Source organism: Hymenobacter canadensis, from assembly GCF_027359925.1.
GTDB classification, from domain to species: Bacteria; Bacteroidota; Bacteroidia; order Cytophagales; family Hymenobacteraceae; genus Hymenobacter; species Hymenobacter canadensis.
Map to the genome: position 1 here is coordinate 527,432 of NZ_CP114767.1, position 22,034 is coordinate 549,465.

Below are 22,034 nucleotides of genomic sequence, written 5' to 3' on the forward strand. Positions count from 1 at the left end.
TCATAAGATTGTTCAAAAACAGGCCAAATAGAAACTGCACACATTATCAGGCAGCGGGGGCTTGTGAGTAGGGAACACCGTTATGCTGAGCCTGCCGGAGCCTTTCTGCTCCTGACGGCAGCAATACTGCCACCGAGGATGGCCCACAAAAAAGCCGGCTGCACATCAGGCAGCCGGCTATGGTACATGGCAAATTGCGGAGTCAGCGTAGAGTCATTTGCGGGACGGCATAAGGATGGCCATCCAGCGCTTGGCGCCGCTTTTTTTGGCTTGCTCCGACGAACTGAACGAGGTTCTGGGCACTGAGTCGCGTTTGCCGGCACCGGCGGCGGGCTTGCGCTTGTGGTGCAGCACGATGCCCTTGTGCACATGCTGCCGGCAGCCGCGGCGTACTCGTATCACATCCTGATAAGTGCGGGGCCCGGGGCCGTTGGAAACCAGCAGGGCGGGCACTTCCGCCGGGCCGTCTGCCTCCACCAGGTAGTCGCTTTCTGACAGGGCCTGGTCGGTGAGCTGCGGCGAAATAATGCGGGAGATGATCAGAAGGCTCATTAGGGCTGCAAAGCGTGCGAGGAGCATAAGGGAACTGACGGCATGCATGGGAAGAAAGGAAGAATGGTGGAAGATAAACCGTGGCCATTCGGGGGCAACGGCAGGGGAAAAAGTGAGATTCTGTGGATCTGGGGCAGAAACTGGCTGGGTTGGGGAGGACATGCCGGTGGCAGACTACCCCGAAAGCCGGAGTAGCAGAACACCGAGCAGCGGCCCGGACGAATCCCGGCCCACCAGTAGGAAATTGGACTTAGGCCACGGCCAGCTCGGGGCGGCGGCGTTGCAGAAACAGCCGTTCCGGCGCTGTCAGGCGCGGGTTCACCTGCAGGCTCACGAGCAGGATCAGGAACTGGTAGAACAGGATGCCGTAGTTGGTCTGGCCGAAGATGCCGAACTCGGTTACGGAGTTGATCAGCAGCGGAATAAAGAGGCCGATGAACAGCAGGCGCTGGGCGCGGTCGGGCGTGTGGGCAAAGCCGCGCAGCGTGAATAGCAGCTGCGCCAGCACCAGCCCGAAGCCCACCAGCCCCAGGTTCATGAGCACCTGAATGAAGGTGTTGTGAGTCATTTGGGCGGCGTAGGTGTGGGTGCTCTGGAAATAGTCGGTGTAGGCAATGCGCATGAAGCCGAAGCCCAGCAGCGGCTCCTGGGGCAGGCCCTCCGTGAGCAGGGCTTCCCAGAACGGCAAGCGGCCGGTCAGGCTCATCACCTCACTCACCCCGCCCTGCTTGATAAACACCGTCTGGACCACCACCGGCACAGCCAGCAGCACCGCCGCAATGCCGGCCAGCCGCAGCCGGGCGTTGCCGGAGTTCCAGAGGTAGAACAAGGCCACCAGCAGCAGCCCGATCAGCGACGAGCGGGAGCCAGTGAGCACCAGCGCATACACTACGGGCAGGATTTTGAGAACCGTCAGCAGAGACTGGTGGCGGCGCAGCAGGTCGGGCAGCAGGCAGGCCACGCACACGCCGCACAGCATCCCCAGCTCGTTGGGGTTCATCAGGAAACCGCCAAGGCGAGCTTCCTCGCCGCCGTGCGTGAAGCGGTAGAACACGTCGGGTGCCACCACCATTCCCACCAGAAAGCCCACAATCAGGATCCAGGCGGCGGTGGCCAGCACCCGGTGCAGGCGCAGGTTGCTGCCCGGGAAAAAGGTATTGAGCAGCAGAAAGCACTTCACGAAGTAGTAGGCAAACACGAAGCTCTCCACGTCCATGAGCAGCTGCAGCAGCGAGTAGCCCGGCGCCGTCGACCACATGACGGAGGCCGCGCCCAGCAGCAGGTAGGCCCCGTAGAAAAGCGGCGCCAGACTGTGCTGCCACCGAAACGAGCCGACGGCGCCCCGGTGCAGCACCCGCCGGTAGAGGGCGTAAGCGGCCATGGTCATGCCCACGCGGCTGATGGTTTTGAAGATCTGGGTGAAGACCACACTGTCGCTCCAGGTGAAGAAGCCGGCCAGCTTGATGAGCAGCACCACGGTGAGCAGCACCTGCATGCTGCGCAGGAAAGAGCGGTGGTTGGGGGGCGTGGCGTTACGCATGGCAGGCGCGCTGATACATGCTGTGGTATTGCGTCAGGAGCTGCGGCCAGGCGAAGGCCGTGGCCACCATGTGCTGGCTGCGCAGGCCGCGCTGCTGGCGGGGAGTGTTGCGCCACTGCTGGTGCATCTGCTGCAGGCTCATGGCCAGCTGGGTCGGCTTGGCCTCGGGCAGCACTTGGCCGCATGCATACTGGCGCACGTAGCTGCCCAGGTTGGTGGCTTCCGTCACCACGCACGGAATACCCAGCGCGGCCGCTTCCAGCACGGCCGTGGGCAAACCCTCGTAGTGCGAAGTGTGGGCAAAAACATCAAGCTGGCTGAGGAGCGCCAGCTTTTCGGCCCCGAAGCGGCTGCCCAGCACGTGCACCGTGCCAGCCGGCACGGCCGAGGCCCAGTTTTCCACTCTGGCGCGGTCGGGCCCGTCGCCGATAATCCACAGCTCGGCATCGGGGCGGGTGCGGGCAAACTCGCCGAAGCCCGTAATCAGGCAGTGCAGGCCCTTGTGGTTGTCGTCGAGGCGGCCGCAGAAGCCCACCCGGAACACCTCGGCCGAGGCGGTGCGCGGCCAGGTGGTTTCGGTGGGGTTTACTTCGTAGCCGTAGGGCAGCAGGCAGGGGCTGAGGCCGGGCAGCCGGCGCTGCAAACCCTGTACTTCGCTCTGGCCCAAGCAATGCACCTGCGCGGCATTCTGCAGCACAAACTGCTCGCACACGCTCAGGTACACCCGCTTGACAAGGCCGTTTTTGCGCATGGCCTGGGTGCTGTAGCTGCCGTGGGGCGTGAGCACATACGGCAGGCCCAGGGCTTTCATTTGGCGGGCCGCCGAGAAGTAGGCTGGCACGAAGCCGCCGTGCAGGTGCACCACCGCCGGGCCCTGCACCGCCGCCAGCGCCGCCAGCAGCTGCCGCGATAGCTGAAACGGCGTGCGCTGCGCCTGGAACAGCCGCGTCAGGAACTCGTGGTGGGGGTGGCCGGCCTCTACGTCGCGGGTGATGCCCCACACTTCCACGTCCCAGCCGGCGCGCTGTTGCTGCGTGGCCATGGCGTGCACCACCTTGTTCACGCCGTTCATGCGCTCAGGGTTGGCTTTGCCCAGAATCAGGTGAATAACTTTCATGGTGTTTCAAGTCGGGCCGGGCCCGGGTTAGTTGGAAGAAGTTGGGCCTGCGCCCGCCACACGGCCAGCGCCCAGTAGAGGCCCATCGTGAGCTGAGCCACAATCCAGCCCAGCACCACGCCGCTGGCCTGCCAGTGCGCCACCAGCCCGCGGGCCAGCGCAAACGACACCACAATGCTCAGGGCGTAGCCAATGAAGTAGGGCCGGGCATTGTGCAGCAGCCGCACCGTGAGGCGTAGCGGATACACCAGCAGAAGCACCACGTAGAGCAGGCAGCACCAGCGCAGCACAGCGGCGTTGGGGGCGTTGCCGGCCTGCAGCCACCCCACAATGGGTTCGGCCAGCCCAAACAGCAGCCCGATGGGCCCGGCCGCCAGCAGCAGCATGGTGCGCCACAGCTTGGCGCGCTGCTGCACAAACAGCTGGGGCTGGCTGCGGAAGCTCTGGCTGAGCCTGGGCAGCGCGTAGTTTTCCACGGCCTGCAGGCCCACGTTGAGCACGCCCATAAATGTTTGGGCCAGCCGCAGAATCCCCAGCATCGAGGCACTGCCCGCGAAGCCGGCAAACACCAGCAGCGCGTTCGACGAGGCCCACTGCAGAAGCACCGTTGGCAGCAGCCACCGCGCCTGCTGCCCGTGCCGGCCCGCTAACTCCAGCGTTGTGCGCAGGGAAAGCTGCCACCGCAGCCCCAGCGTGCGGGCCGAAAGCGCCAACGCGGGCACCGTCGTCAGGCCCACCACCCACAGCACCGCCGCCAGCGACGGCGCCCCCGGCTGCAGCGCCCAGTACAGCAGCACCAGCAGCTGCCCGCCCGCCGACACTAGGTCGCTGAGCAGCGCCCACCGCACCTGGCCTTCGGTCAGGAGCAACTTGCGGGCCGTATCCTGGGTGCAGGCGGCTACCAGGCACACCAGAAAGGCGGGCAGCACCGAGGTATCGTAGGGGAGCAGCAGGGTGGCAGTAGCCACGGCCGCCACGGCCAGCGTGCTGAACGTGAGCTGCATCCCCAGCAGCGCCTGCCGGTAAGCGGGCTGCTGCGCCGGGCTGGTGGCGCCGTGCACCAGTTGCATCGGCTGGCTGATGAGGGCGCCCTGCACGGCCAGGGCCAGCAGCAGCACCAGCTGCCAGGCGCTGTAGGCCCCAAAAGTGGCCAGCCCGCACAGCTTGGCCAGGAAGATGTTGGTCAGGAACGAGGTGGCGCTGACCACTGCCTGGCCCGCTACCACCCAGTAGCGGGCCGGCAGGGCCGCCAGCCTATGCCGTAGCAGGTGCGCCGGCCGGGCGGGGAGCATCAGCAAATTTCCAGCTGGCCTGCCGGGCCTGGCGCTTGCGCAGCAGGTGCCACATGCCCGGCTCGTAGCCTTCGCGGTTCAGGCAGAAGTACACGTTCGGCAGCTTGTATTCCTCCACCAGCATCTCCAGCTCGTGCAGGCGATGCAGCGGCGTGGTGCAGCTGTCAATCAGCACGAGGTTCACGTCGGCGCCGGCCATCACGGCCAGGCTGTGGCTGTCGTCGTCGAGGGGCAGGTTGTGCACCAGCAGCAGTTCCGTGGGCATGGCCGCCGGGTCTGGCGACTGCGGGTCGGCGATGCGCAGGCCGCGGACTTTTTTGCCCTGGGCCAGCAGCGCCGCGTTCAGGTTTTCAAACACGAAGCGCTGGCCTTCTTCCTCGGTGAACGACGTCACCACCAGCTTCTGGCCCAGCGAAAGCAGCCCTTTCAGCTCCAGGCGCGTAGTGAGCTGCCGGAAATAAGCGGCGCGCTGTGCCGCGGCCGGCAGAAACGGAATGCTGGCGGCCAGCGGAATGCGCGACTCCTTCTGCACGTACATTGTATTGGTAGGCGTGGCGCGGATGGCGGCCAGCATATACACCAGCCCGATGCCGGCCACCATGCCCAGGAAGCCCGACACCAGCACAATCAGCGTGCGGTTCGGCGACACGGGGTCGGTGGCGGGTACGCCCTCCGAGATAATGCGGTGCGACGAAGTAGGCGTGGCCTTGGCAATTTCGGCCTCCGTTTTCTTCTCGTGCAGCATCGTGTAGAGCTTCTCGTTCAGCTGGAAATTGCGCTCCAGAATGGCCATGTTCTTCTCGCGGGTCGGCAGGCCCACAAATACCTGCTCCGACTGCCGGATGGTCTGGTCGATTTCGCGGAAGCGGATGGTGAGGGCGTTGCGCGTGTTCTTGATGCTTTCCAGCAGGTAGTTGTTCAGGTCGGCCATTTTCTGGTCGATAGCCACCACTTTCTCATCTTCGGGCTTGAAGCGCAGCAGCAGGTCGCGGCGGTCGGCCTGCAGGTCCTTCATCTTCTTCACGATGTCGTTGGAGAGCAGGTCGTTGAACGCCTCGAAGGTTGGGGCCAGCTCGAGCACGTTCTTGCTGCCTGAGCGCATGTAGCGGTACAGGTCGTTGGCGGCGGCCAGGCTCATGCTCAGGTTGGCGCGCTGCAGCTTCATCTCCGCAATCTTGTGCAACTCGGTGTCGGTTTCCTGCCCGATGTTTACGATGCGCTTCTGGTCGCGGTAGCCTTCAATAGAATTTTCCGACTGGGCCAGGTTGGCGCCCACCGACTGCAGCTGGCGGTCGATGAAATCGACGGTGGTATTGGCCACCTTGTACTTGTTTTCCAGGTAATCGTCCATGTAGGTGGCCGTGAGGGCATTCACCAGGTCGGCCGCCTTTTCCGGCACGGCACTCCGGAAGCTCACCCGAATCACGGCCACGTCCTTGTCCACGCTGGTGATGTCGAGGCGCTCCAGCACTTCCTGCATCAGCTGGGCGCGCGAGTGCTGCACAAACTCGTAGTTGTCCTGCAGCTCCAGGCCGGGCTTGGCGCTGAGCAGCTGCCGGTTTTTGCCAATCACGATGTCGGCGCCGGCACAGTGCAGGCGCTGGCCGAAGCGGCCGTTGAGCGTTTCGCCGCCCGGCGTCGTCAGCGCAAACCGGTCAGCCGACTGAATTTCCAGCTGGAAGGGCTCATCCTGCCACAGTGCATTGTGGAGCTGCAGGTTCACCGAAAACGGGCTTTCGCGGTACATTTCCGTTTTCCGGATTTCGCCCACCCGGTAAGTGCTCAGGTCGAAGGCCAGCCGGTCGAGGGCTTTGCTCACCAGCATCCGCGACTTGAGCAGCTCAACCTCGGCGCCGGTCTTGTTGTTGGGCGAGAAGGCATCGGTGGTTTTCACCAGGTTGCTGTTCACGGCGCTTTCGTTGGCTTCCGCCAGCCGGATTTTGGCCGTGCTTTCGTACACCGGCGTGGTGTAGCGCAGGTATTGCATGGCGGCCAGCATGGCCAGGCCGGTGCACAGCAGGATCAGGGGCAGGCCGCGCCAGAGCGGGCGCAGCACGCGCAGGTTGTTGGTCAGTTCGTTCATAGCGCAAACAGCAGACGGGTGAAGACAATGATGGCGGTCACGCTCGAAGCAATGGCCAGCGTCGAGCCCGATTTTTTATCGAACTGCTTGCCATTGCGGGCAGGTACGTACACCACATCGCCGGGCAGCACCACCACGTTTTTGAGGTCGAAATTTTCGATGCGGGTCAGGTCTACTTCAATTTCGTGGGTTTCGGAGCCGCTGGCGCGCAGCACGCGCAGGTGCTCCTTGTCGGCGTGCATGCTGAAGTCGCCAGCGCGGCCCAGCACCTCCACCAGCGTGTTGCGCTCCTTTTCCAGTAGCTGCGTGCCGGGGGCGTTTACTTCGCCCAGCACCGTGATTTCCTTGTTGAGGACTTTGATGTTGACCTGCGGATTCACAATCCACTGGCTGAGCACCTGCTTCAGGTTGTTTTCGGCATCCTGAATGGTGAGGCCTTCCACCGGAAAGGCGCCCACTTTGGGCAAGGCAATTTTGCCGTTCACGTCAACCAGCAGCCACTTGCCGTAGATTTCGTTGGAGTTGTAGATGCTGTAGATCGAGCCGACGCTCAGCTCCTCGTGGTCCCAGACGCTCACGCTCAGCTTGTCGTCTTTGCGGATCTGGTACTGGTATTCGGGGTCCAGCGTCAGGCGCTTGTATTCCGTCTGGCTCGACGACTGAAACAGGTTTTGGGTGCAGCCGGTCAGCAGGCTCAGCAGTAGGAGCAGTAGCCCCAAGGGTACGTGTTTTTGCATGGTGTTAAAAATTGTGAATTGTCAGCCCGCCCATCAGCAGGCTGATCAGGCTGAGGAAGTTGAAAAAGGAAAGAAGCCGTGAGGGGCGGTTGTGCTGCTTGCGGTCCAGCATGGTGCGCATCAGCTTGATTTTGGCCAGCACGTTGCCAATCTTGGCCGCCAGCTGCTCATCTTTGACGATGTAGTCGAAGGCCCCAAACTTGAGCGATTCGACGGCCACCTCCACCTGCTGCTGCCCGCTCACGAACACCACGTAGATGTCGGGGTTGAAGCGTTTGATGGCCTTGAGCGTATCCGTGCCCGACACGTTATCCATGATCTGGTCGAGGAAGATAATGTCGGGCTCTTCGGTCAGGGCATTCAGGCACGAGGCTCCGTTTTCAAAGGCATATACATTTTCATAGCCATTGGTGCGAAGGGCGTGCTCCAGCAGTTGCCGGCAGAATGGGTCGTCGTCTACCAGAAAAATCTTTTGTTTGTGCTGTCGCATAGTGGTCGTTTTGGTCAGCAATAGACCAGTTGCGTACCAACTTTGCTTTTATTATTAAGTAATTGTAATTCAATGATATAATAAATTGCCAAGGGCTGTGCCAGCTCTTTTTTATGGACTTGGCTCCAGAAAATGGAGTCGAAAGCAGGCTTTCGGTGCCGATGCCGTGGGTCAGGAAAACCGTCCGCCATATTGTGTTTCGCGCAAGGGAGCAGCGGCCTGGCACACGCCCGCCGCACCGGTAGCATCCGGCAGCAGTTATGTGCCACCTTCTCGCCGGTAAGTGGCCTCTTCGGGGGGTGTCCGGGGCCAAAATGCTCCAGAAAACAGACCGATTGTCCATCTGCTGGACGGATTTATGAATATGGCGGGTGATGTAAGATTCTGTATAGTAAGAGTATAGGTGTTGATTGGGTGGTTGGTCTTTCTTTCGCTAACGGGGTCCCGAACATTTCCTGCCGATTGGCTTCACTATCGTCCTTCACCTCACTCTCCTTTCTATGGCTACATCTACTATTGCTCCTGCTCGCGGGTCTGAGCGCACGACTGGCTTGCAAGATTCCCGGCAATGGGTCCGTCGGCTGGCCGGGCTGGCCGGGCTGGTGGCGGGCAGCCATCTGCCGGCCCTGGCACAGCAGGCACCGCTCGATGCCGCCTGGCGCTGGGTAGCGCACTCCACCGAAAGCGGGGCCGCGGTAGTGCAGAAAGCCACCACCGATGCAATGGGCAACAGCTACATTACCGGGCGCTTTAGCAGCCAGGTGCGGTTCGGGGCCTTCCGGCTGCAGAGCGCCGGCAGCAGCGACATCTTTGTGGCCAAAATTTCGCCGGCCGGCGAGTGGCTGTGGGCCATTGCCGCCGGCGGCTCCGGCTCCGATATGGCCACCGGTATCGTGCTCGATGCGCAGGGTAATATTGTGGTGGCGGGTTCCTTTTCGGCCACGGCCGCCTTCGGCACGCTCGCGCTCCGCAGCCAGGGCAGCCAGGACGTATTTGTGGCTACGCTCACGCCCGATGGCCACTGGCGCACCGTCAGCAGTGCCGGCGGCCCCGACCAGGACCAGGCTACTGCGCTGGCCATTGATGCGCAGAACCAGGTGCTGGTGGGTGGCCGCTTCCGGGGCACTGCCCGCTTCGGCGACTATGCGCTCAGCGGCGCGTCGGATTCCGACGGTTTCGTGGCCAAACTCGATACCCACGGCCAATGGGCGTGGGCCAGCCAGTCGGTTGGCACCGAGCAAGCCGCTGTCAGTAGCCTGACCGTAGACGCGGCCGGCAACACGTATGCCGCCGGGTACTTTGCCGGCACCGCGGCTTTCGGGGCCAGCAGCCTCAGCACCGCGGGCACCCACGATGCCTTTGTGGCAAAGCTCGCCCCTAACGGCACTTGGCTGTGGGGCACGGCCGGCGGCGGCAGCAGCACCGACTATGCCAAGGGCGTAGCCGTTTCTCCCGATGGCAGCGTGTTCGTAACGGGCTCGTTCAGCGGGCACGCCCGGTTTGGAACCACCGACCTGACCAGCCTGGGCGGCGACGATGCCTACGTGGCGCGACTCAGCAGCCAGGGCGAGTGGCAGTGGGTGTACACCATCAAGGGCAATGCCCTGGAAGATGCCACCGACGTATGCATGGGCCCCGGCGGCAGCATCTATGTCACGGGGCGTTTCAGCCGGGGCGCGCAATACGGCACCACGCCCCTGGCCAGCAAAGGCAGCACCGACGTATTTGTGGCCCGCCTGAGCAAAAACGGCCGCTGGCTGGACTTCTTATCCGCCGGCAGCACCTCATCGGATGAGGCCAATACCATCAAGCCCAGCCCAATCGGCGACGTCTTCGTGGGCGGCACCGTAGGCACGGCCGGCAACTTCGGCAACGTAGCCGTCGGCGAAGCCAACCCAGCCGTCTTCATCGGCCGCCTGCAGTTTCCGACCCGTTCCACCGTCGAAATGTATTAGGCGCCTGCTGACAGGGGTTTTTCCAGTAAAAGAGAGTGCGGCATCCCCAACGAAGCCTACGTTGGGGATGCCGCACTCTCTTTGGATTTTGCAATCAGCGCCTTATCGGGGCTGATAGTACCCGCTCATCCCCTCAGTTCCACCACCGCGCTGGCCGCGTTGCCGCCGAAACCGGCGGCATTCACTAGAATGCGCCGGATAGGCTTGTCAGCGGCCGTAGCCAGATCGGTGGCAAACGGAGCGGTAGGCCACTGCTGGGTTTCCAGCACGTGGCAAGCGAAGTCCAGGCTCAGGGCCGCCGAAGCGCCCAGCGTGTGCCCAATCAGCCATTTGTTGGAAAGGAGCAGCGGTAGCTCCGGCCCGAATACAGTCCGCAGGGCGGCCCGTTCGGCCGCGTCGCCGGCGGGCGTGCCGGGGCTGTGCAGCACCACGGCGTCGATGTCGGTTGGGGCGAGGCCGGCTTGGGTCAGGGCCTCGTGCATGGCCAACTGGAAGTGCCGGCCTTCGGGCGAGAGGCCGGTTTTGCTGCCGATGGCCTCGAAGCCGAAGCCTACGCCGGCCAGCACCAGCAGCGGCCCGGGTTCAGTGGCCAGCTGGGCGGCGGAAAGCTGCTCCAGGGCAAACACGGCCGCGCCTTCGCCCAGCACAAACGTGGAGGGCCGCCCCGCCCCGGGCCGGCAGGGCCAGTTGGCGGCCGCCAGGGGCGAGTAGATGCCGATGGCGCGCATCTGGGCCAGGGTGAAATCGGTGAGCGGGGCCTCGGTGCCGCCGGCCAGAAACCGGTCGGCCATGCCGGCTTTCAGCCAGGCCCGCGCGTTGCCCAGGGCCTGAAACGCGCTGCTGCAGGTGCTGGAGTGGCTCAGGGCTGCGCCGCCGTCTTGGCCCGCATCAAAGGCCACCCAGCTGGCCACGTTGCCCAACGTGGTGAGGGGCGAAGCGGCGGCCGGTACGCTGCCTTCGGCCAGAAACTCCGCGTGAAACTCTTCCAGCCGCCCCGTCGCGCCCCGGCTACTCCCGATGCTGACGGCCAGTGGTGAGGTGGTGGGTTGGTGGATTGGTGGGTTGGTGGATTGATGATTTCCCGTCTCACTAACCCCCCAATCCACTAACCCACCATTTCCCCACCCGGCCTGGGTAGTGGCCTGGCGGGCGGCCAGCAGGGCCAGCAGCACTGTGCGGTCGAGTTGGCGGTAGGCGGGGTGGCTGCGGCGCAGGGCGGCCACGGCGGTTTCGGCGGAGGCGGGCAGGGCGGCGACGGGTACGCCAGTAGTGTGTTGGGTGAAGGTTGAAGCTTCATTATCAGCTGGAACTGCCGCCAGGCCCAGCGCCGACACGCGGCCCCGGCCCCGGATAACGGTGATGGAAGCAGGGGCGCTTAGCGGGTTAGTCATGCAGAATTTCCGGCAGGTTGGGGGCGGGGATGAAGTCGAGAACCAGGGCATGCATGCGGCGTAGCACGGCGTAAAGCAACTCTAATTCCTCCTTTGAAGTGCAGTAGGGCGGCAGCAGGTACACCACGTTGCCCAAGGGGCGCAGAACCACGTGGTTATCCAGCGCTAATTGGTAAAATGCGTCGCGGAGGCGGCTGAAGTAGCTGGTGCCCTCGCCGGGGTCGTACTCCACGGCCAGGATGGTGCCCCGGTGCCGCACCGCCCGGATGCCCGGCTGGCCTTCAATTTCCTGCCGGAACGCGGCGTGGCCGGCCTCGATGCGCTGGCGCTGTTGGGTGCACAGGTCGGCCCGCGTGAGCTCCAGACTAGCCAGGGCGGCGGCGCAGGCCACCGGGTTGGCTGTGTAGGAATGCCCGTGAAAGAGGGCCCGCATCTTGTCGTGGCTGAGGAAAGCCTCGTAGATGGGGGCGGCGCAGGTGGTCAGGCCCATGGCCAGGGTGCCGCCGGTGAGGCCCTTGGAGAAGCACATGATGTCGGGCTGCTCCGTGAGTAGCTCGCTGGCAAACAGCGGTCCGGTGCGGCCGAAGCCGGTCATCACCTCATCCGAAATGCCCAGCACGCCGGCCCGGTGGCAGCGGCGCAGCATTTCGCTCAGCACTTCAGGCTCATACATCACCATGCCGGCCGTGCCCAGCACCAGCGGCTCGAAGATGAAGCCGGCCACATCGGGCCGCTCCAGCAGCACATCCAGCTGCGCCAGCACCTCAGCCTCCCGGCCCGGCACCGGCACGTCGAGGAATTCCACATCGAACAGCAGCGGCCAGAACGGCTCCGTAAAAACCCCGCGGGCACTTACGGCCATGGCCCCGAAGGTGTCGCCGTGGTAGGAGTTCTGGAAGCAGAGGAAGGTGCGGCGCGCGGGCTGGCCCTGGTTGTGGAAGTACTGCAGTACCATTTTCAGGGCTACTTCCACGGCCGTCGAGCCGTTGTCGGAGTAGAACACGCGGGCCTGGTTGGCGGGCAGCAGGGCCAGCAGCTGCTCGGCCAGCTCCACGGCAGCGGGGTGGGTGAAGCCGGCAAACAGCACGTGCTCCAGGGTGCGCAGCTGTTCGCTCACGCGTTCGGCAATGGCGGGGTGGCTATGGCCGTGCAGGTTCACCCACCACGAAGAAATGGCGTCGAGGTAGCGGGTGCCATCTTCGGCAATCAGCCAGCTGCCTTCGCCCCGCACAATGGGGATGGGCAACGGGGCGGTTTGCATCTGGGTATAAGGGTGCCACAGGACGGCGTGGTCGCGCTGGGCAAGGGAAGTAGGTTGGGGCATTGCGGGTGGGGCCGGAGGTACCGGCCGCTGCAAAGCTACAACCGCCCGCGCAGGTGGCGGTTTGGGGTGGGGTTTTCGGGTGGCGGCGTTACTTCTTATCTGTCATCCTGAGCATGTCGCGGATAAAGCGAGGACGAAGGACCTTATCACATTGGAACGTGTATCGTTCCGATGTGATAAGGTCCTTCGCAAGCTCAGGATGACAGATTTACAGCCCAAACCACGTCCGAAACTCGGCGGCGTAGCGGCTGATTACGGCGGGCGTTACCTCAGGCTCGGGCAGGATGCGGGGCATTAGGGGGACGCCGGTGTGCTCGGCAATGAAGGTTTCGGTGGCGGGCGTGGGCTCGCCGTTGAACACGAGGCCGCGCACGCGCAGGCCGCGGGCCTGCAGGGCTTCCAGCGTGAGCAGGGTGTGGTTGATGCTGCCCAGGTAGTTGCGCGATACCACCACCACATCAAGGTCGAATTGTTGGGCCAAGTCGGCAATGAGGAAGCCGGAAGCCAGAGGGACCAGCAGGCCACCCGCGCCTTCTACCAGCAGGTGGTTGTTGGTGGCGGGCAACTGGAAATCCGCGGCGCGCAACGTGAGACCCTCGGCGGCGGCGGCGGCGTGGGGCGAAGCCGGCAGCTGCAACCGGTGCCGCTCGGGCCAGAAGTGGCTGACGGGGTTCTGCACGAGGCCGCGCACGGTGGCCGCGTCGGTGGCAGTGAGGCCGGCCTGCACGGGCTTCCAGTAGTCGGCCTGCAGGGCTTCGGTGAGAATGGCCGAAACAAGGGTCTTGCCCACGTCGGTGCCAATGCCGGTGATGAAAAGTCGTTCCAATGGAGAAAGAAGAATTATGGGGATTTAGGGCGAATTGTCATTCCGAGCGAAGTGAGGAATCTGGGTTAGTCATCCAATGGTCCGACCCAGATTCCTCGCTGCGCTCAGAATGACAACTGGGATTTAAGTCAGCGGCTTGCGGCAGCGGAAATGCAGGAAGTACGGCACCACCCGGGCCTTGCGCAGAAACGGGTGCGCCACCATCTGCTCGTCGGTGGGGCAGGGCTCCTGTAGGCCTTCCAGCACGAAGCCGGCCGCTACGATGGCCGCCACCCATTGGCTCATCGTCAGGTTGAACACCGGCACCCGGAACGGCTCGTAGCGGGCCTGCTCCTGGGCCGGGGCGGCGTGAAACATCCACTCCTCGGGCTGGCCGTGCTGGTAGTCGAAGTAGCCGCCCACTTCCACGGCGTACGGCCGGCCCTGGGCGTCGCGCAGGTTCTGGCGGTGGGGCGTGGTGAAGCAAGGGTGACTGATGGAAAACTGCAGAAACCCGCCCGGCCGCAGCACCCGGAACGCCTCGCGCAGGGCCAACGCCGGGTCGGGCACGTCCATCAGGCACATGAAAGAGGTGGCGAAGTCAAATGCCTCCGCTGCAAACGGCAGGGCGGCGGCGCTGCCCACCAGATACCGGATGCCCAGCGGCTCGGCGGCTTCGGTCTGCTGCGCCGCCTCCACGAAGGCGGGCGCAATGTCGAGGGCCGTGACGTGGGCCCTCTGTTGGGCCAGCAGGCGCGTGTTGTACCCTTCGCCGCAGCCGATGTCGAGGCCCGCCAAGCCGGCCACCGGGGGTAGCCAGGCGAAGAAGGCGGGCGTGTTCAGGTGGTTGCGGTACACGTCGTAGCCAGCGCGGGCCAGGGTCGTCCAGGCCGGGGCGTTGCGGTTCCAATATTCTCCAACTTCCTGGTCGTTCATAAGCGGTTTGGGTCGGTGGTGAACGGGTCGTTGAACGATTGGGAACGAGTCGTTAGCATTTCTCCTGCTTCGTTCGGTTCACTAGCCCAGGGTTTGAACCCTGGGCTATGGAGCGGTTGTGGTTGGCACGGCAGTGACTGAAGTTGCGGAGCGGAATGTAGCGCGAACTTTGTAGGTCGTGCCCCCGCGCCGTTGGAGCAGCCCCATGGGAGCAGTAGCGCGAACTTTATAGTTTGCGCTACTGCTCCCATGGGGCTGCTAATCCACGACGAGACTATGCGTCTCTACGCCGTTGCAGAGGCCAGCACTTCAGCCAACCCGTCAATTTCAGCTTCCAAATTATACGAATGGATGATGAGCCGCAGCCGCTCGGTACCCACCGGCACCGTGGGTGAGACGATGGCGCGCACGTCGAAGCCGGCGGCCTGGGCGGCGACGGCTACGGCCCGGACGTGGGCAGGGCCGGGGGTGCTGGTGAAGAACACGGGGTGAATGACGTGGCTTTCGGCCGGGACGTGCAGGCCGGGCACGCTGTTCAGGCGGGCTTTCAGATAGTCGGAGAGGGCAAACAGCCGGGCGCGCTCCGGCCCGAGGTCGGGCAGCAGCTCGTAGGCGGCCGTGAGGGCGGCCACCGTGAGCGGGGGCAGGGCCGTAGTGTAGATAAAGGGCCGGCTGAAGCTCAGCAGGTAGTCGCGCAGCACGGCCGGGCCGGCCACGGCTGCACCCTGGCTGCCCAGGGCCTTGCCGAAAGTGAGAATGCGGGCGAATACGGCGTCTTCCAGCCCCAGTTCCGTGACCAGCCCTTCGCCCCGGGGGCCGTAGAGGCCGTTGGTATGGGCCTCATCCACCACCAGATACAGGCCCTGTTCTTGGCAGAAATCAGCCAACTCGGCCAGCGGGGCCACGTCGCCATCCATGGAATACAACGCCTCCACGGCCACGAACACGCTGCCGGTGGCGCGGGCCAGCTTGCGGCGCAGGTCGGCTACGTCGTTGTGGCGGAAGCTCCAGGCGGTGGCGAAGGAGCCGCGAATGCCGTCCTTGACAGAGGCGTGGGAGGTTTCGTCATAGAGAATCGTGTCGCCGCGCTTGGGCACGGCGGCGAAGAACCCCAGGTTGGCCGCGTAGCCGGAGTTGAACAGTAGCGCCGCCTTGGCCCGGTGGAAACGGGCCAGGTGGCTTTCCAGGGCTTCGGCGGCGGCGGAGTTGCCTGTGAGCAGGCGCGAGCCGGTGCTGCCGGCGGGCGCGTGGGCAGTGGCCTGCACGGCTGCCCGCACCTGCGGGTGCTGGCTCAGCCCTAGGTAGTCGTTGGAGCTGAAATCCACGAGGCCGGGCGCGGGCGGGGCGGGCAGGCGGCGCCGGGTGCCTGCAGCTTCGCGGCGGGCCAGCTCAGCCTGCAGGCGTTGATGGAGAGGAGAGGACATTGAGAAACCGGTAAAAAGCTGTCATCCTGAGCAAAGCGAAGGACCTTACTACGCTGGAACGAAGGACGTAACAACGTAATAAGGTCCTTCGCTTTGCTCAGGATGACAGCCGGAACTAAAGAGTACGTCTCAGATTACGCCTCCACAGCCGCCGTGCGGCCGAGTACCGTAGCGCCCTCGGGTACGTCCTTGAACGACTTGCGGGGCTTGAGGCCGAGCAAAGCGAACATCTGCTTGTCGGCGTCGAAATCGGGGTTGGGGGTGGTCAGCAGCTTCTCACCCGAGAAGATGGAATTGGCGCCGGCCAGGAAGCAGAGGGCCTGCTCCGTTACGGGCATTTCCTGGCGGCCAGCCGAGAGGCGCACCATGGTGTGCGGCATCAGGATGCGGGCCGTGGCAATCATGCGCAGCATTTCCCATACGCTCACGCGGGGCTGATCGGCCAGGGGTGTGCCCTGCACGGGTACCAGCGCGTTTACTGGCACCGATTCGGGATGGGCGGGCAGGGTGGCCAGCGTGTGCAGCATGGCAATACGGTCCTCGTCGGTTTCGCCCAGGCCGATGATACCGCCCGAGCACACCGAAATACCGGCTTTGCGCACGTGCTCCAGCGTGTTCAGCCGGTCGTCGTAGGTGCGGGTCGTGATGATGTCGTCGTACTTCTCGCGGCTGGTGTCGAGGTTGTGGTTGTAGGCGTAGAGGCCGGCCTGCTTGAGGCGCTCGGCCTGGTACTCGTTCAGCATGCCCAGCGTGCAGCACACTTCCAGGCCCAGGCCGTTCACCTGCTCCACCATGCCCAGCACCCGGTCAAAGTCGCGGTTGTCGCGGATTTCGCGCCAAGCGGCGCCCATGCAGAAGCGGGTCGAGCCTGAGTCTTTGGCGCGCTGAGCCGAGGCCAGTACTTCGGCGTCGGGCAGCAGCTTGTGGGCCTGCACGCCGGTGTGGTAGCGGGCGGCCTGGGGGCAGTAGGCACAGTCTTCGGGGCAGCCGCCGGTTTTCACGCTCAGCAGGGTGCACACCTGCACTTCGCCGGTGGCCTGGGTTTGGGCATGAATGGCGGCAGCCTGCGTGACCAGTTCCAGCACGGGCTGGTTGTAAATAGCGTGTACTTCGTCGAGGGTCCAGTCGGTGCGGAGCGTCATGGGTGGGAAGAGTTTCGGTGGTTGATAGACGTATGGCAACGGGGCCAAACGGGGCGGGCCGCCGCAGCCAAAGCTGCCAGCGGCCCGCAAGATACAGGAGAAGCGGATTTGTCGGGCAGTTATAGCGGTGTTCCAGTGGCAGGAAGAGCCGCAACCAGGTTGTGAGCCAGAGAAATTGCCTGAGCAAATTCCTCATTGCGAGTTTCTTCCTGAAAAAAGTCGGCTTCCAGAACCGGGAGCTGCCGCCCCAGCCACTGCCGTAACTCCATACTGTGCTGGGTCGCATCGGCCGGATTGAGCGTGCGGATATGATGCTCCAGTTCGTTAAGATTCGGTACTGTGCGCACTAGATTTTCGAACGCCCAGCCCAGCGCGGCGGGTTTCCAGGCCTGCAACAGTGGGCTGATGGTTCCCAGCAGACGAATCAGCCAGCCCAGTACTTCCTCCTCAAAAAAGCACTCGTGCTGAATGTGCTGAGCCCACCAAGCCAGCAGCACTTCCCGTACGGCTGCCTGTTCCGCCGCCGGCCAGGAAGTCCAATCGGCAAGCTCCAGCTTGCTGAACACGGTCTCTTTCTCAATCTCCGCATCCGGCCGCAACGACAGTTCCAGCAGTCGGGGCAGGAAGTAGCGGAAATCGGCGGCGTTTCCCCAGGTCGTCATGGCTTTGAACGCGTAGCGTTGCAGCTGCGCTTCCTTTAGGCCGGCCAGTGGCGCAGTAAACAAAACTCGGTTTTCGGCGGCAGTAATACAGCAAGGGCAGGCATCAGGTAGTTGCCGCAACTGCTGATGCGAAAATGTGGCGTATAACGCAGCCAGAGCTTCCGATAACGATAGGTTGGCAGCAGTTGAAGCCATGCTCACAGCGTCCGAATTACCCGGCAGGGGTTGCCCACGGCCACCACACCAGCCGGAATATCGCGCGTGACCACGCTGCCGGCCCCAATGGTAGTGCCCGCGCCAATTGTCACGCCCGGCAGCACCAGCACACCCGCGCTCAGCCACACATTGTCGCCAATGTGGATGGGACGGGCAAACTCCCAGCCGGCAATGCGTGGCGCTACCTCCACTGGGTGGCCGGCCGTGCTCAGCACCACGTTGGGCGCCACAAACACGTTGTCGCCGATGACGACCGGGGCGCAGTCTAGCACCGTGAAGTTGTAGTTGGCGTAGAAATTCCGGCCCAGCTGGATATTGTAGCCATAGTCGCAGCGGAAGGGCGCCTCGATGTGGGCGTCGGTTTCCTGGCCGAGCAGCTCGGCCAGCACCTGCCGGTTGAGGTCCACGGGCTCTTGGTTGTAGCGGTGGCAAAGCTGCTTGGCGCGCAGGCGTTCGGCTACCAGCTCCGGGTCGTTGGCGAGGTACAACTCGCCGGCCAGCATCTGTTGTTTCGGGGTCAGGCTCATAGCTAAAAGTAGCGCGAACTTTGTAGTTCGCGTCCCCGCGCCGTTATAACCGTTCGAACGGCGCGGGGACGCGAACTACAAAGTTCGCGCTACTGCTGGCTGCTAGTTATGAAACGTCGATTCCGGCTCCGGCGCGGCGGTAGTTTTGGCGTCGCGGGTGTTTTTCTGCACCGCAATAGCGCCGAACAGACTCAGCAGAAACGCCATGCCGTAAAAGCCTTTTTCGCTCAGCAGCAGCGTGGCGTTCCACAGACCCACCGTGAGCAACCCGATAGCCAGAATGGTGGAAAACCAGCTCAGGCCGTAGTAAATGCCGGTTACGGGAATGCCTTCCAGCTGGTCGCGCACCGATTTCTGGAGCGAAATGCCGGAGAAAAGCCCGTACATCAGCACCGTGAAGTAGTAGCCTTTCTCGTTGAGCGCCATCTGCGCGTTCCAGAGGCCGACGATGAAAGCGGCCATGCCGGCCAGCAAAGCAAACCAGGAAGCGGCAATAAAGGCGTTGGAGGGTTTGGCGGTGTTCATGGCAATCAGGCGGAAAAGGAGGTCAGAACCGGGGTAACTCCCCGACGCCTCAAACATAGACGGTTGCCGATAGAATACGCTACTCATCTTCTCGCCTAATTAGACTTTAGAAAACCTGCCTGATTGCTGATGGGCCTGCTCATGTACCGGCTAAATACGTCGTGCACAAACTTGTTGAGTACCAATAAAGCGCAATTTCACGCAGATATATGTCGGCTGATTTCCGGCTTGAAATGAAAGCTGAATCAGACTTTTTGATTGTGGAATTTCCCCTCTTTGCCATGGATGAAAATAAAAACGGTCTGCTCGTTTCGAAGCAGACCGTTCAGAAAACAGGAAGTAGCGCAACGCCTTAGAGGCTATACCTTATCCGCGCTTACCGGGGCGGCTGGCCCCGCGGGAGCCGCGGCTTGATGGTTTGCCTTTCGGCGGGCCACTGGCGGCGCTGCGGCCAGCACTGGTCGGACGGCCAGGGCCAGCCGGGCGGCCGGGCCTGGTGCCCGCCTGGCCCGAAGGCCGGCCCGAGCCAGCGGTTCGGCCGGCGGTAGACAGGCCTTTGCCCGGAAAGCCCGGCTTGGACTTGCGGCCGGCTGGTTTCTCTACCCAGGCACCGGCCGGGGCGGTTTTAGGCTTGCGCGGCGCCGAGTCGTCGAGGGGGTTGGCGGGGGTGCGAATGATGGTTTTTGGCAGGCCGGAGCCCGGGCGCGACGTCTTGTGCGAAGGCCGGTCGGCCCAGCTGTCGGCGGTGGAAACGGTTTTGCGGCGGCGCGGCACCGAGCCGTCGTCGGTACCGCTGGAGTGCTCGATCATCTCAAACAGCACCTTCAGCTCCTTGTCGGTCAGCTCGCGCCACTCGCCGGGGCCGAGGCCTTTCACATTCACGTTCATCACCCGGATGCGCTCCAGCTGTACCACTTCGTAGCCGAAATGCTCGCACATGCGCCGGATCTGGCGGTTCATGCCTTGGATGAGGGTGATGCGGAAGATATAGGGCGTCTCCTTCGTGACCTTGCACTTCTGCGTCATCACGCCCAGAATGGGCACGCCGTGGGCCATGGCGTCGATGAACTGGTCGTTGATGGGCTTGTCGACCATCACCACGTATTCCTTTTCGTGCTGGTTGCCGGCCCGCAGAATCTTGTTGACGATGTCGCCGTTGCTGGTGAGCAGAATCAGGCCCTGCGACTCCTTATCGAGACGGCCGATGGGGAAGATGCGCACCGAGTGCTTGATGTCGCGGATGATGTTGTCGCGCACGCTCCTGTCGGTGGTCGTGACGATGCCCGGCGGCTTGTTGTAGGCAATGTACACGGCATCTTCCTCGGCCCGCGGCTCGATGGCCACGCCGTTGACCACCACCCGGTCCTTGATGGTCACCTGGTCGCCGACGTGGGCGCGTTTGCCGTTTACCAGCACGTTGCCCTGCTCGATGTGGCGGTCGGCCTCGCGCCGGGAGCACACGCCGCTTTCACTGATGTATTTATTAAGACGGGTCGCCATGGAGTTAATGCGTAGGGCCTGGTGCTTGGTGCATAGGCACTTGGGCAGGCGGGTAAAAAACAGGCTGCCGGCCCCCTGGAGGGTCGGCAGCCTGCAAAGATACGGTATAGCGCGGCGGCAGCCTTACACCGATGGCCGGGTTTCGCGGAAAAGCGCAAACAAGGCCGTTTCCAGTTCGGCGGGCAGCGTGGGTGGCAGCACGGGGCGCAAGGCCAGCGCCGGGCCGGTGCCAGTAGGCGTGTAGGTGCCTTCTGAGGCATTGAACTGCAGCCGGCCCTGTGCAAACTCACGCTGCTGCTCGTCGCCGTCGGCGTTCATCGACACGAAGGTGAGGTGGCTGAGCTGGCGGCTGGTACGGTCGAAATACAGCCAGAAATACACGTCGCCGGGGTTGGCACTCTGCACATCAAGGCGCTTGATTTCGAAGATGCTGGCCGTGGCGGATTCCAGCAGGAAAAGGGGACGATAGGGGAAGGTCATGGGGGTAGTATGCGAGGGACTAAGAACTGTCATCCTGAGCTTGCGAAGGATCCTGTCACGCTGCAACGAGCCGTTTGGTAGTAATCCAGGCGTGATAGGGTCCTTCGCAAGCTCAGGATGACAGGCGGTTGGGCTGCTTCTGCAGCTTCTACAGCTTCACCTTTTTCTCGCCCCGGTCCACGGCTTTCATCCACCGGATCAGGCCGCGCATGTAGGTGGGCTGGTCGTCGTAGAAGCTCATGTGCGAGCCGTTGGGGCAGATGAGGGCGGTGCCATGCTGCACCTTCTGGGCCACCATGCGCATGTGCTCGGGGTCCATGGTGTCGTACTTGCCGCCGATGCTGAGCACCGGCACGCGCAGCTTGGGCAGGTCGGGCACGCGGTTCCAGTTGAGCAGCTTGCCCGACACGCCAAACTCGCTGGGCCCCTGCATCGTCACGTACAGCGACTGGTTCATTTTGGCGAAGGAGCGGTTCACGGGCTCGGGCCACTCGGCCGGCGGGCGGCGCAGAATGTGCTCGGCGTAGAAGTTGGGCAGCAGCAGCTCCATGTAGCGCGGGTTCTGGAAGTCCTTGCGCGCCTCAATGGCCCGGATTTCCTTCAGCACCTCGGGCTTGAACTGCGGGGCCAATACCTCCTCAGCATACTTGCCGTAGTCGGGAATGCTCATCATCATATTCGAGATGACGAGGCCCTTTAGGTGCTGCTGGTACTTGAGGGCGTACTCGGCGGCCAGGATGCCACCCCAGCTGTGGCCGAGCAACACGAAGTTGCTGCTGTCGAGCTTCAGGGCCTGGCGCACCTGCTCCACTTCCTCCACGTAGCGCGGCAGGCTCCACATGCTGGTATCCCGCGGGTTGTCGGAGTTGCCGCAGCCGAGCTGGTCGTAGTAGATGATTTCCACGCCTTCGCGGGGCAGGAAGCTCTCCATGCACTCGAAGTACTCATGCGTGGCGCCCGGGCCGCCGTTGAGCAGCAGCAGCTTCAGGCGCGGGTTGTTGCCGATACGCTTGGTCCAGACGTTGAACTTGCCCTTGGGCGTGTTGATGGCCACCATCTGCACGCCGCCAGTCTGCAGCTTCGTGGTGTCGGGGGCGGGGAAGTAGCTGCTGAGGCTGGGCGTTTCCGTAGCGCCGGTTTCGGTGGGAGCGGGGGCGGAGCAGGCGGCTAACAGGCCCAGCAGAAGCAGGCTGAGCGGGGTCGATGAAAGTAGCTTTTTGAACACGTAGCAGAGGGGCGAAGGTGGAAAAGTTAAACCTACCCAACTTCGCCGCCACCACCAAACGCAAAGCGGGCCGCCCCACTGGAGCGGCCCGCTTGCGTACGAATCATCCAC

The 22,034-nt window shown here is 63.4% G+C and carries 21 protein-coding genes; 2 read left to right on the forward strand and 19 right to left on the reverse strand.

The window, feature by feature from the left end; translation table 11 throughout:
• Window positions 1-213 precede the first annotated feature (213 nt).
• The 7 genes from O3303_RS02260 to O3303_RS02290 all read right to left on the reverse strand — a co-directional run bounded on the left by O3303_RS02260 (window position 214) and on the right by O3303_RS02290 (window position 7,811).
• On the reverse strand, window positions 214-552 hold the full coding sequence (locus O3303_RS02260) for a hypothetical protein (RefSeq protein WP_269560445.1): 339 nt from the start codon (window positions 550-552) through the stop codon (window positions 214-216).
• A 250-nt stretch (window positions 553-802) separates the two neighbouring features.
• Window positions 803-2,092, reverse strand: a complete 1,290-nt coding sequence (locus O3303_RS02265) for an O-antigen ligase family protein (protein WP_269560446.1) — start codon at window positions 2,090-2,092, stop codon at window positions 803-805.
• Window positions 2,085-3,209: a glycosyltransferase family 4 protein gene (locus O3303_RS02270; RefSeq protein WP_269560447.1), complete on the reverse strand. Its 1,125-nt coding sequence runs from the start codon at window positions 3,207-3,209 to the stop codon at window positions 2,085-2,087. The genes O3303_RS02265 and O3303_RS02270 overlap by 8 nt, the downstream gene beginning before the upstream one ends.
• Complete coding sequence (locus O3303_RS02275) at window positions 3,206-4,501, reverse strand: lipopolysaccharide biosynthesis protein (RefSeq protein ID WP_269560448.1); 1,296 nt, start codon at window positions 4,499-4,501, stop codon at window positions 3,206-3,208. Before O3303_RS02275 ends, O3303_RS02270 begins: the two co-directional genes overlap by 4 nt.
• Window positions 4,464-6,584: a GumC family protein gene (locus tag O3303_RS02280; protein ID WP_269560449.1), complete on the reverse strand. Its 2,121-nt coding sequence runs from the start codon at window positions 6,582-6,584 to the stop codon at window positions 4,464-4,466. Before O3303_RS02280 ends, O3303_RS02275 begins: the two co-directional genes overlap by 38 nt.
• The gene (locus O3303_RS02285) at window positions 6,581-7,321 is read right to left on the reverse strand and encodes a polysaccharide biosynthesis/export family protein (RefSeq protein ID WP_269560450.1); all 741 of its coding nucleotides are present in this window, start codon (window positions 7,319-7,321) and stop codon (window positions 6,581-6,583) included. Before O3303_RS02285 ends, O3303_RS02280 begins: the two co-directional genes overlap by 4 nt.
• Window positions 7,322-7,325: 4 nt before the next feature.
• A complete protein-coding gene (locus tag O3303_RS02290; RefSeq protein WP_269560451.1) occupies window positions 7,326-7,811 on the reverse strand; it encodes a response regulator in 486 nt (161 codons plus the stop codon).
• Between the two features lie 500 nt (window positions 7,812-8,311).
• Here O3303_RS02290 and O3303_RS02295 point away from each other — a divergent pair, with 500 nt between their 5' ends.
• Window positions 8,312-9,766 carry an NHL repeat-containing protein gene (locus O3303_RS02295; RefSeq protein WP_269560452.1) on the forward strand — a complete coding sequence of 485 codons (1,455 nt, stop codon included), beginning with the start codon at window positions 8,312-8,314 and terminating at the stop codon, window positions 9,764-9,766.
• A gap of 125 nt (window positions 9,767-9,891) precedes the next feature.
• Here O3303_RS02295 and O3303_RS02300 read toward each other — a convergent pair whose 3' ends face one another.
• From O3303_RS02300 to yiaA, 9 genes are all read right to left on the reverse strand, one after another.
• Window positions 9,892-11,157, reverse strand: a complete 1,266-nt coding sequence (locus O3303_RS02300) for a beta-ketoacyl synthase N-terminal-like domain-containing protein (protein WP_269560453.1) — start codon at window positions 11,155-11,157, stop codon at window positions 9,892-9,894.
• Window positions 11,150-12,481, reverse strand: a complete 1,332-nt coding sequence (bioA, locus tag O3303_RS02305; protein ID WP_269560454.1) for an adenosylmethionine--8-amino-7-oxononanoate transaminase — start codon at window positions 12,479-12,481, stop codon at window positions 11,150-11,152. The genes O3303_RS02300 and bioA overlap by 8 nt, the downstream gene beginning before the upstream one ends.
• Before the next feature lie 208 nt (window positions 12,482-12,689).
• Window positions 12,690-13,307 carry a dethiobiotin synthase gene (gene bioD / locus O3303_RS02310; protein WP_269560455.1) on the reverse strand — a complete coding sequence of 206 codons (618 nt, stop codon included), beginning with the start codon at window positions 13,305-13,307 and terminating at the stop codon, window positions 12,690-12,692.
• 123 nt (window positions 13,308-13,430) lie between these two features.
• Window positions 13,431-14,222, reverse strand: coding sequence for a class I SAM-dependent methyltransferase (locus tag O3303_RS02315; RefSeq protein ID WP_269560456.1), 792 nt, complete (start codon window positions 14,220-14,222; stop codon window positions 13,431-13,433).
• A 284-nt stretch (window positions 14,223-14,506) separates the two neighbouring features.
• Entirely contained in the window at window positions 14,507-15,646 is a 1,140-nt protein-coding gene (locus O3303_RS02320; RefSeq protein WP_269560457.1) for an aminotransferase class I/II-fold pyridoxal phosphate-dependent enzyme, read from the reverse strand.
• A gap of 134 nt (window positions 15,647-15,780) precedes the next feature.
• Entirely contained in the window at window positions 15,781-16,788 is a 1,008-nt protein-coding gene (gene bioB / locus O3303_RS02325; RefSeq protein ID WP_269560458.1) for a biotin synthase BioB, read from the reverse strand.
• A gap of 119 nt (window positions 16,789-16,907) precedes the next feature.
• Window positions 16,908-17,645, reverse strand: coding sequence for a hypothetical protein (locus tag O3303_RS02330; protein ID WP_269560459.1), 738 nt, complete (start codon window positions 17,643-17,645; stop codon window positions 16,908-16,910).
• Window positions 17,646-17,647: 2 nt separating this feature from the next.
• Window positions 17,648-18,193: a sugar O-acetyltransferase gene (locus O3303_RS02335; RefSeq protein WP_269560460.1), complete on the reverse strand. Its 546-nt coding sequence runs from the start codon at window positions 18,191-18,193 to the stop codon at window positions 17,648-17,650.
• A gap of 102 nt (window positions 18,194-18,295) precedes the next feature.
• Complete coding sequence (gene yiaA / locus O3303_RS02340) at window positions 18,296-18,718, reverse strand: inner membrane protein YiaA (protein ID WP_269560461.1); 423 nt, start codon at window positions 18,716-18,718, stop codon at window positions 18,296-18,298.
• A gap of 209 nt (window positions 18,719-18,927) precedes the next feature.
• Between yiaA and O3303_RS02345 the strand changes: the two genes are divergently transcribed.
• Complete coding sequence (locus O3303_RS02345; protein ID WP_269560462.1) at window positions 18,928-19,074, forward strand: hypothetical protein; 147 nt, start codon at window positions 18,928-18,930, stop codon at window positions 19,072-19,074.
• Window positions 19,075-19,084: 10 nt separating this feature from the next.
• Here the strand turns inward: O3303_RS02345 and rluF are convergent, their stop codons facing one another.
• The 3 genes from rluF to O3303_RS02360 all read right to left on the reverse strand — a co-directional run bounded on the left by rluF (window position 19,085) and on the right by O3303_RS02360 (window position 21,923).
• On the reverse strand, window positions 19,085-20,218 hold the full coding sequence (rluF, locus tag O3303_RS02350) for a 23S rRNA pseudouridine(2604) synthase RluF (RefSeq protein ID WP_269560463.1): 1,134 nt from the start codon (window positions 20,216-20,218) through the stop codon (window positions 19,085-19,087).
• A gap of 123 nt (window positions 20,219-20,341) precedes the next feature.
• Window positions 20,342-20,698, reverse strand: a complete 357-nt coding sequence (locus tag O3303_RS02355) for a hypothetical protein (protein ID WP_269560464.1) — start codon at window positions 20,696-20,698, stop codon at window positions 20,342-20,344.
• Window positions 20,699-20,846: 148 nt separating this feature from the next.
• Complete coding sequence (locus O3303_RS02360) at window positions 20,847-21,923, reverse strand: proline iminopeptidase-family hydrolase (protein WP_269560465.1); 1,077 nt, start codon at window positions 21,921-21,923, stop codon at window positions 20,847-20,849.
• Between the last annotated feature and the right edge of the window lie 111 nt (window positions 21,924-22,034).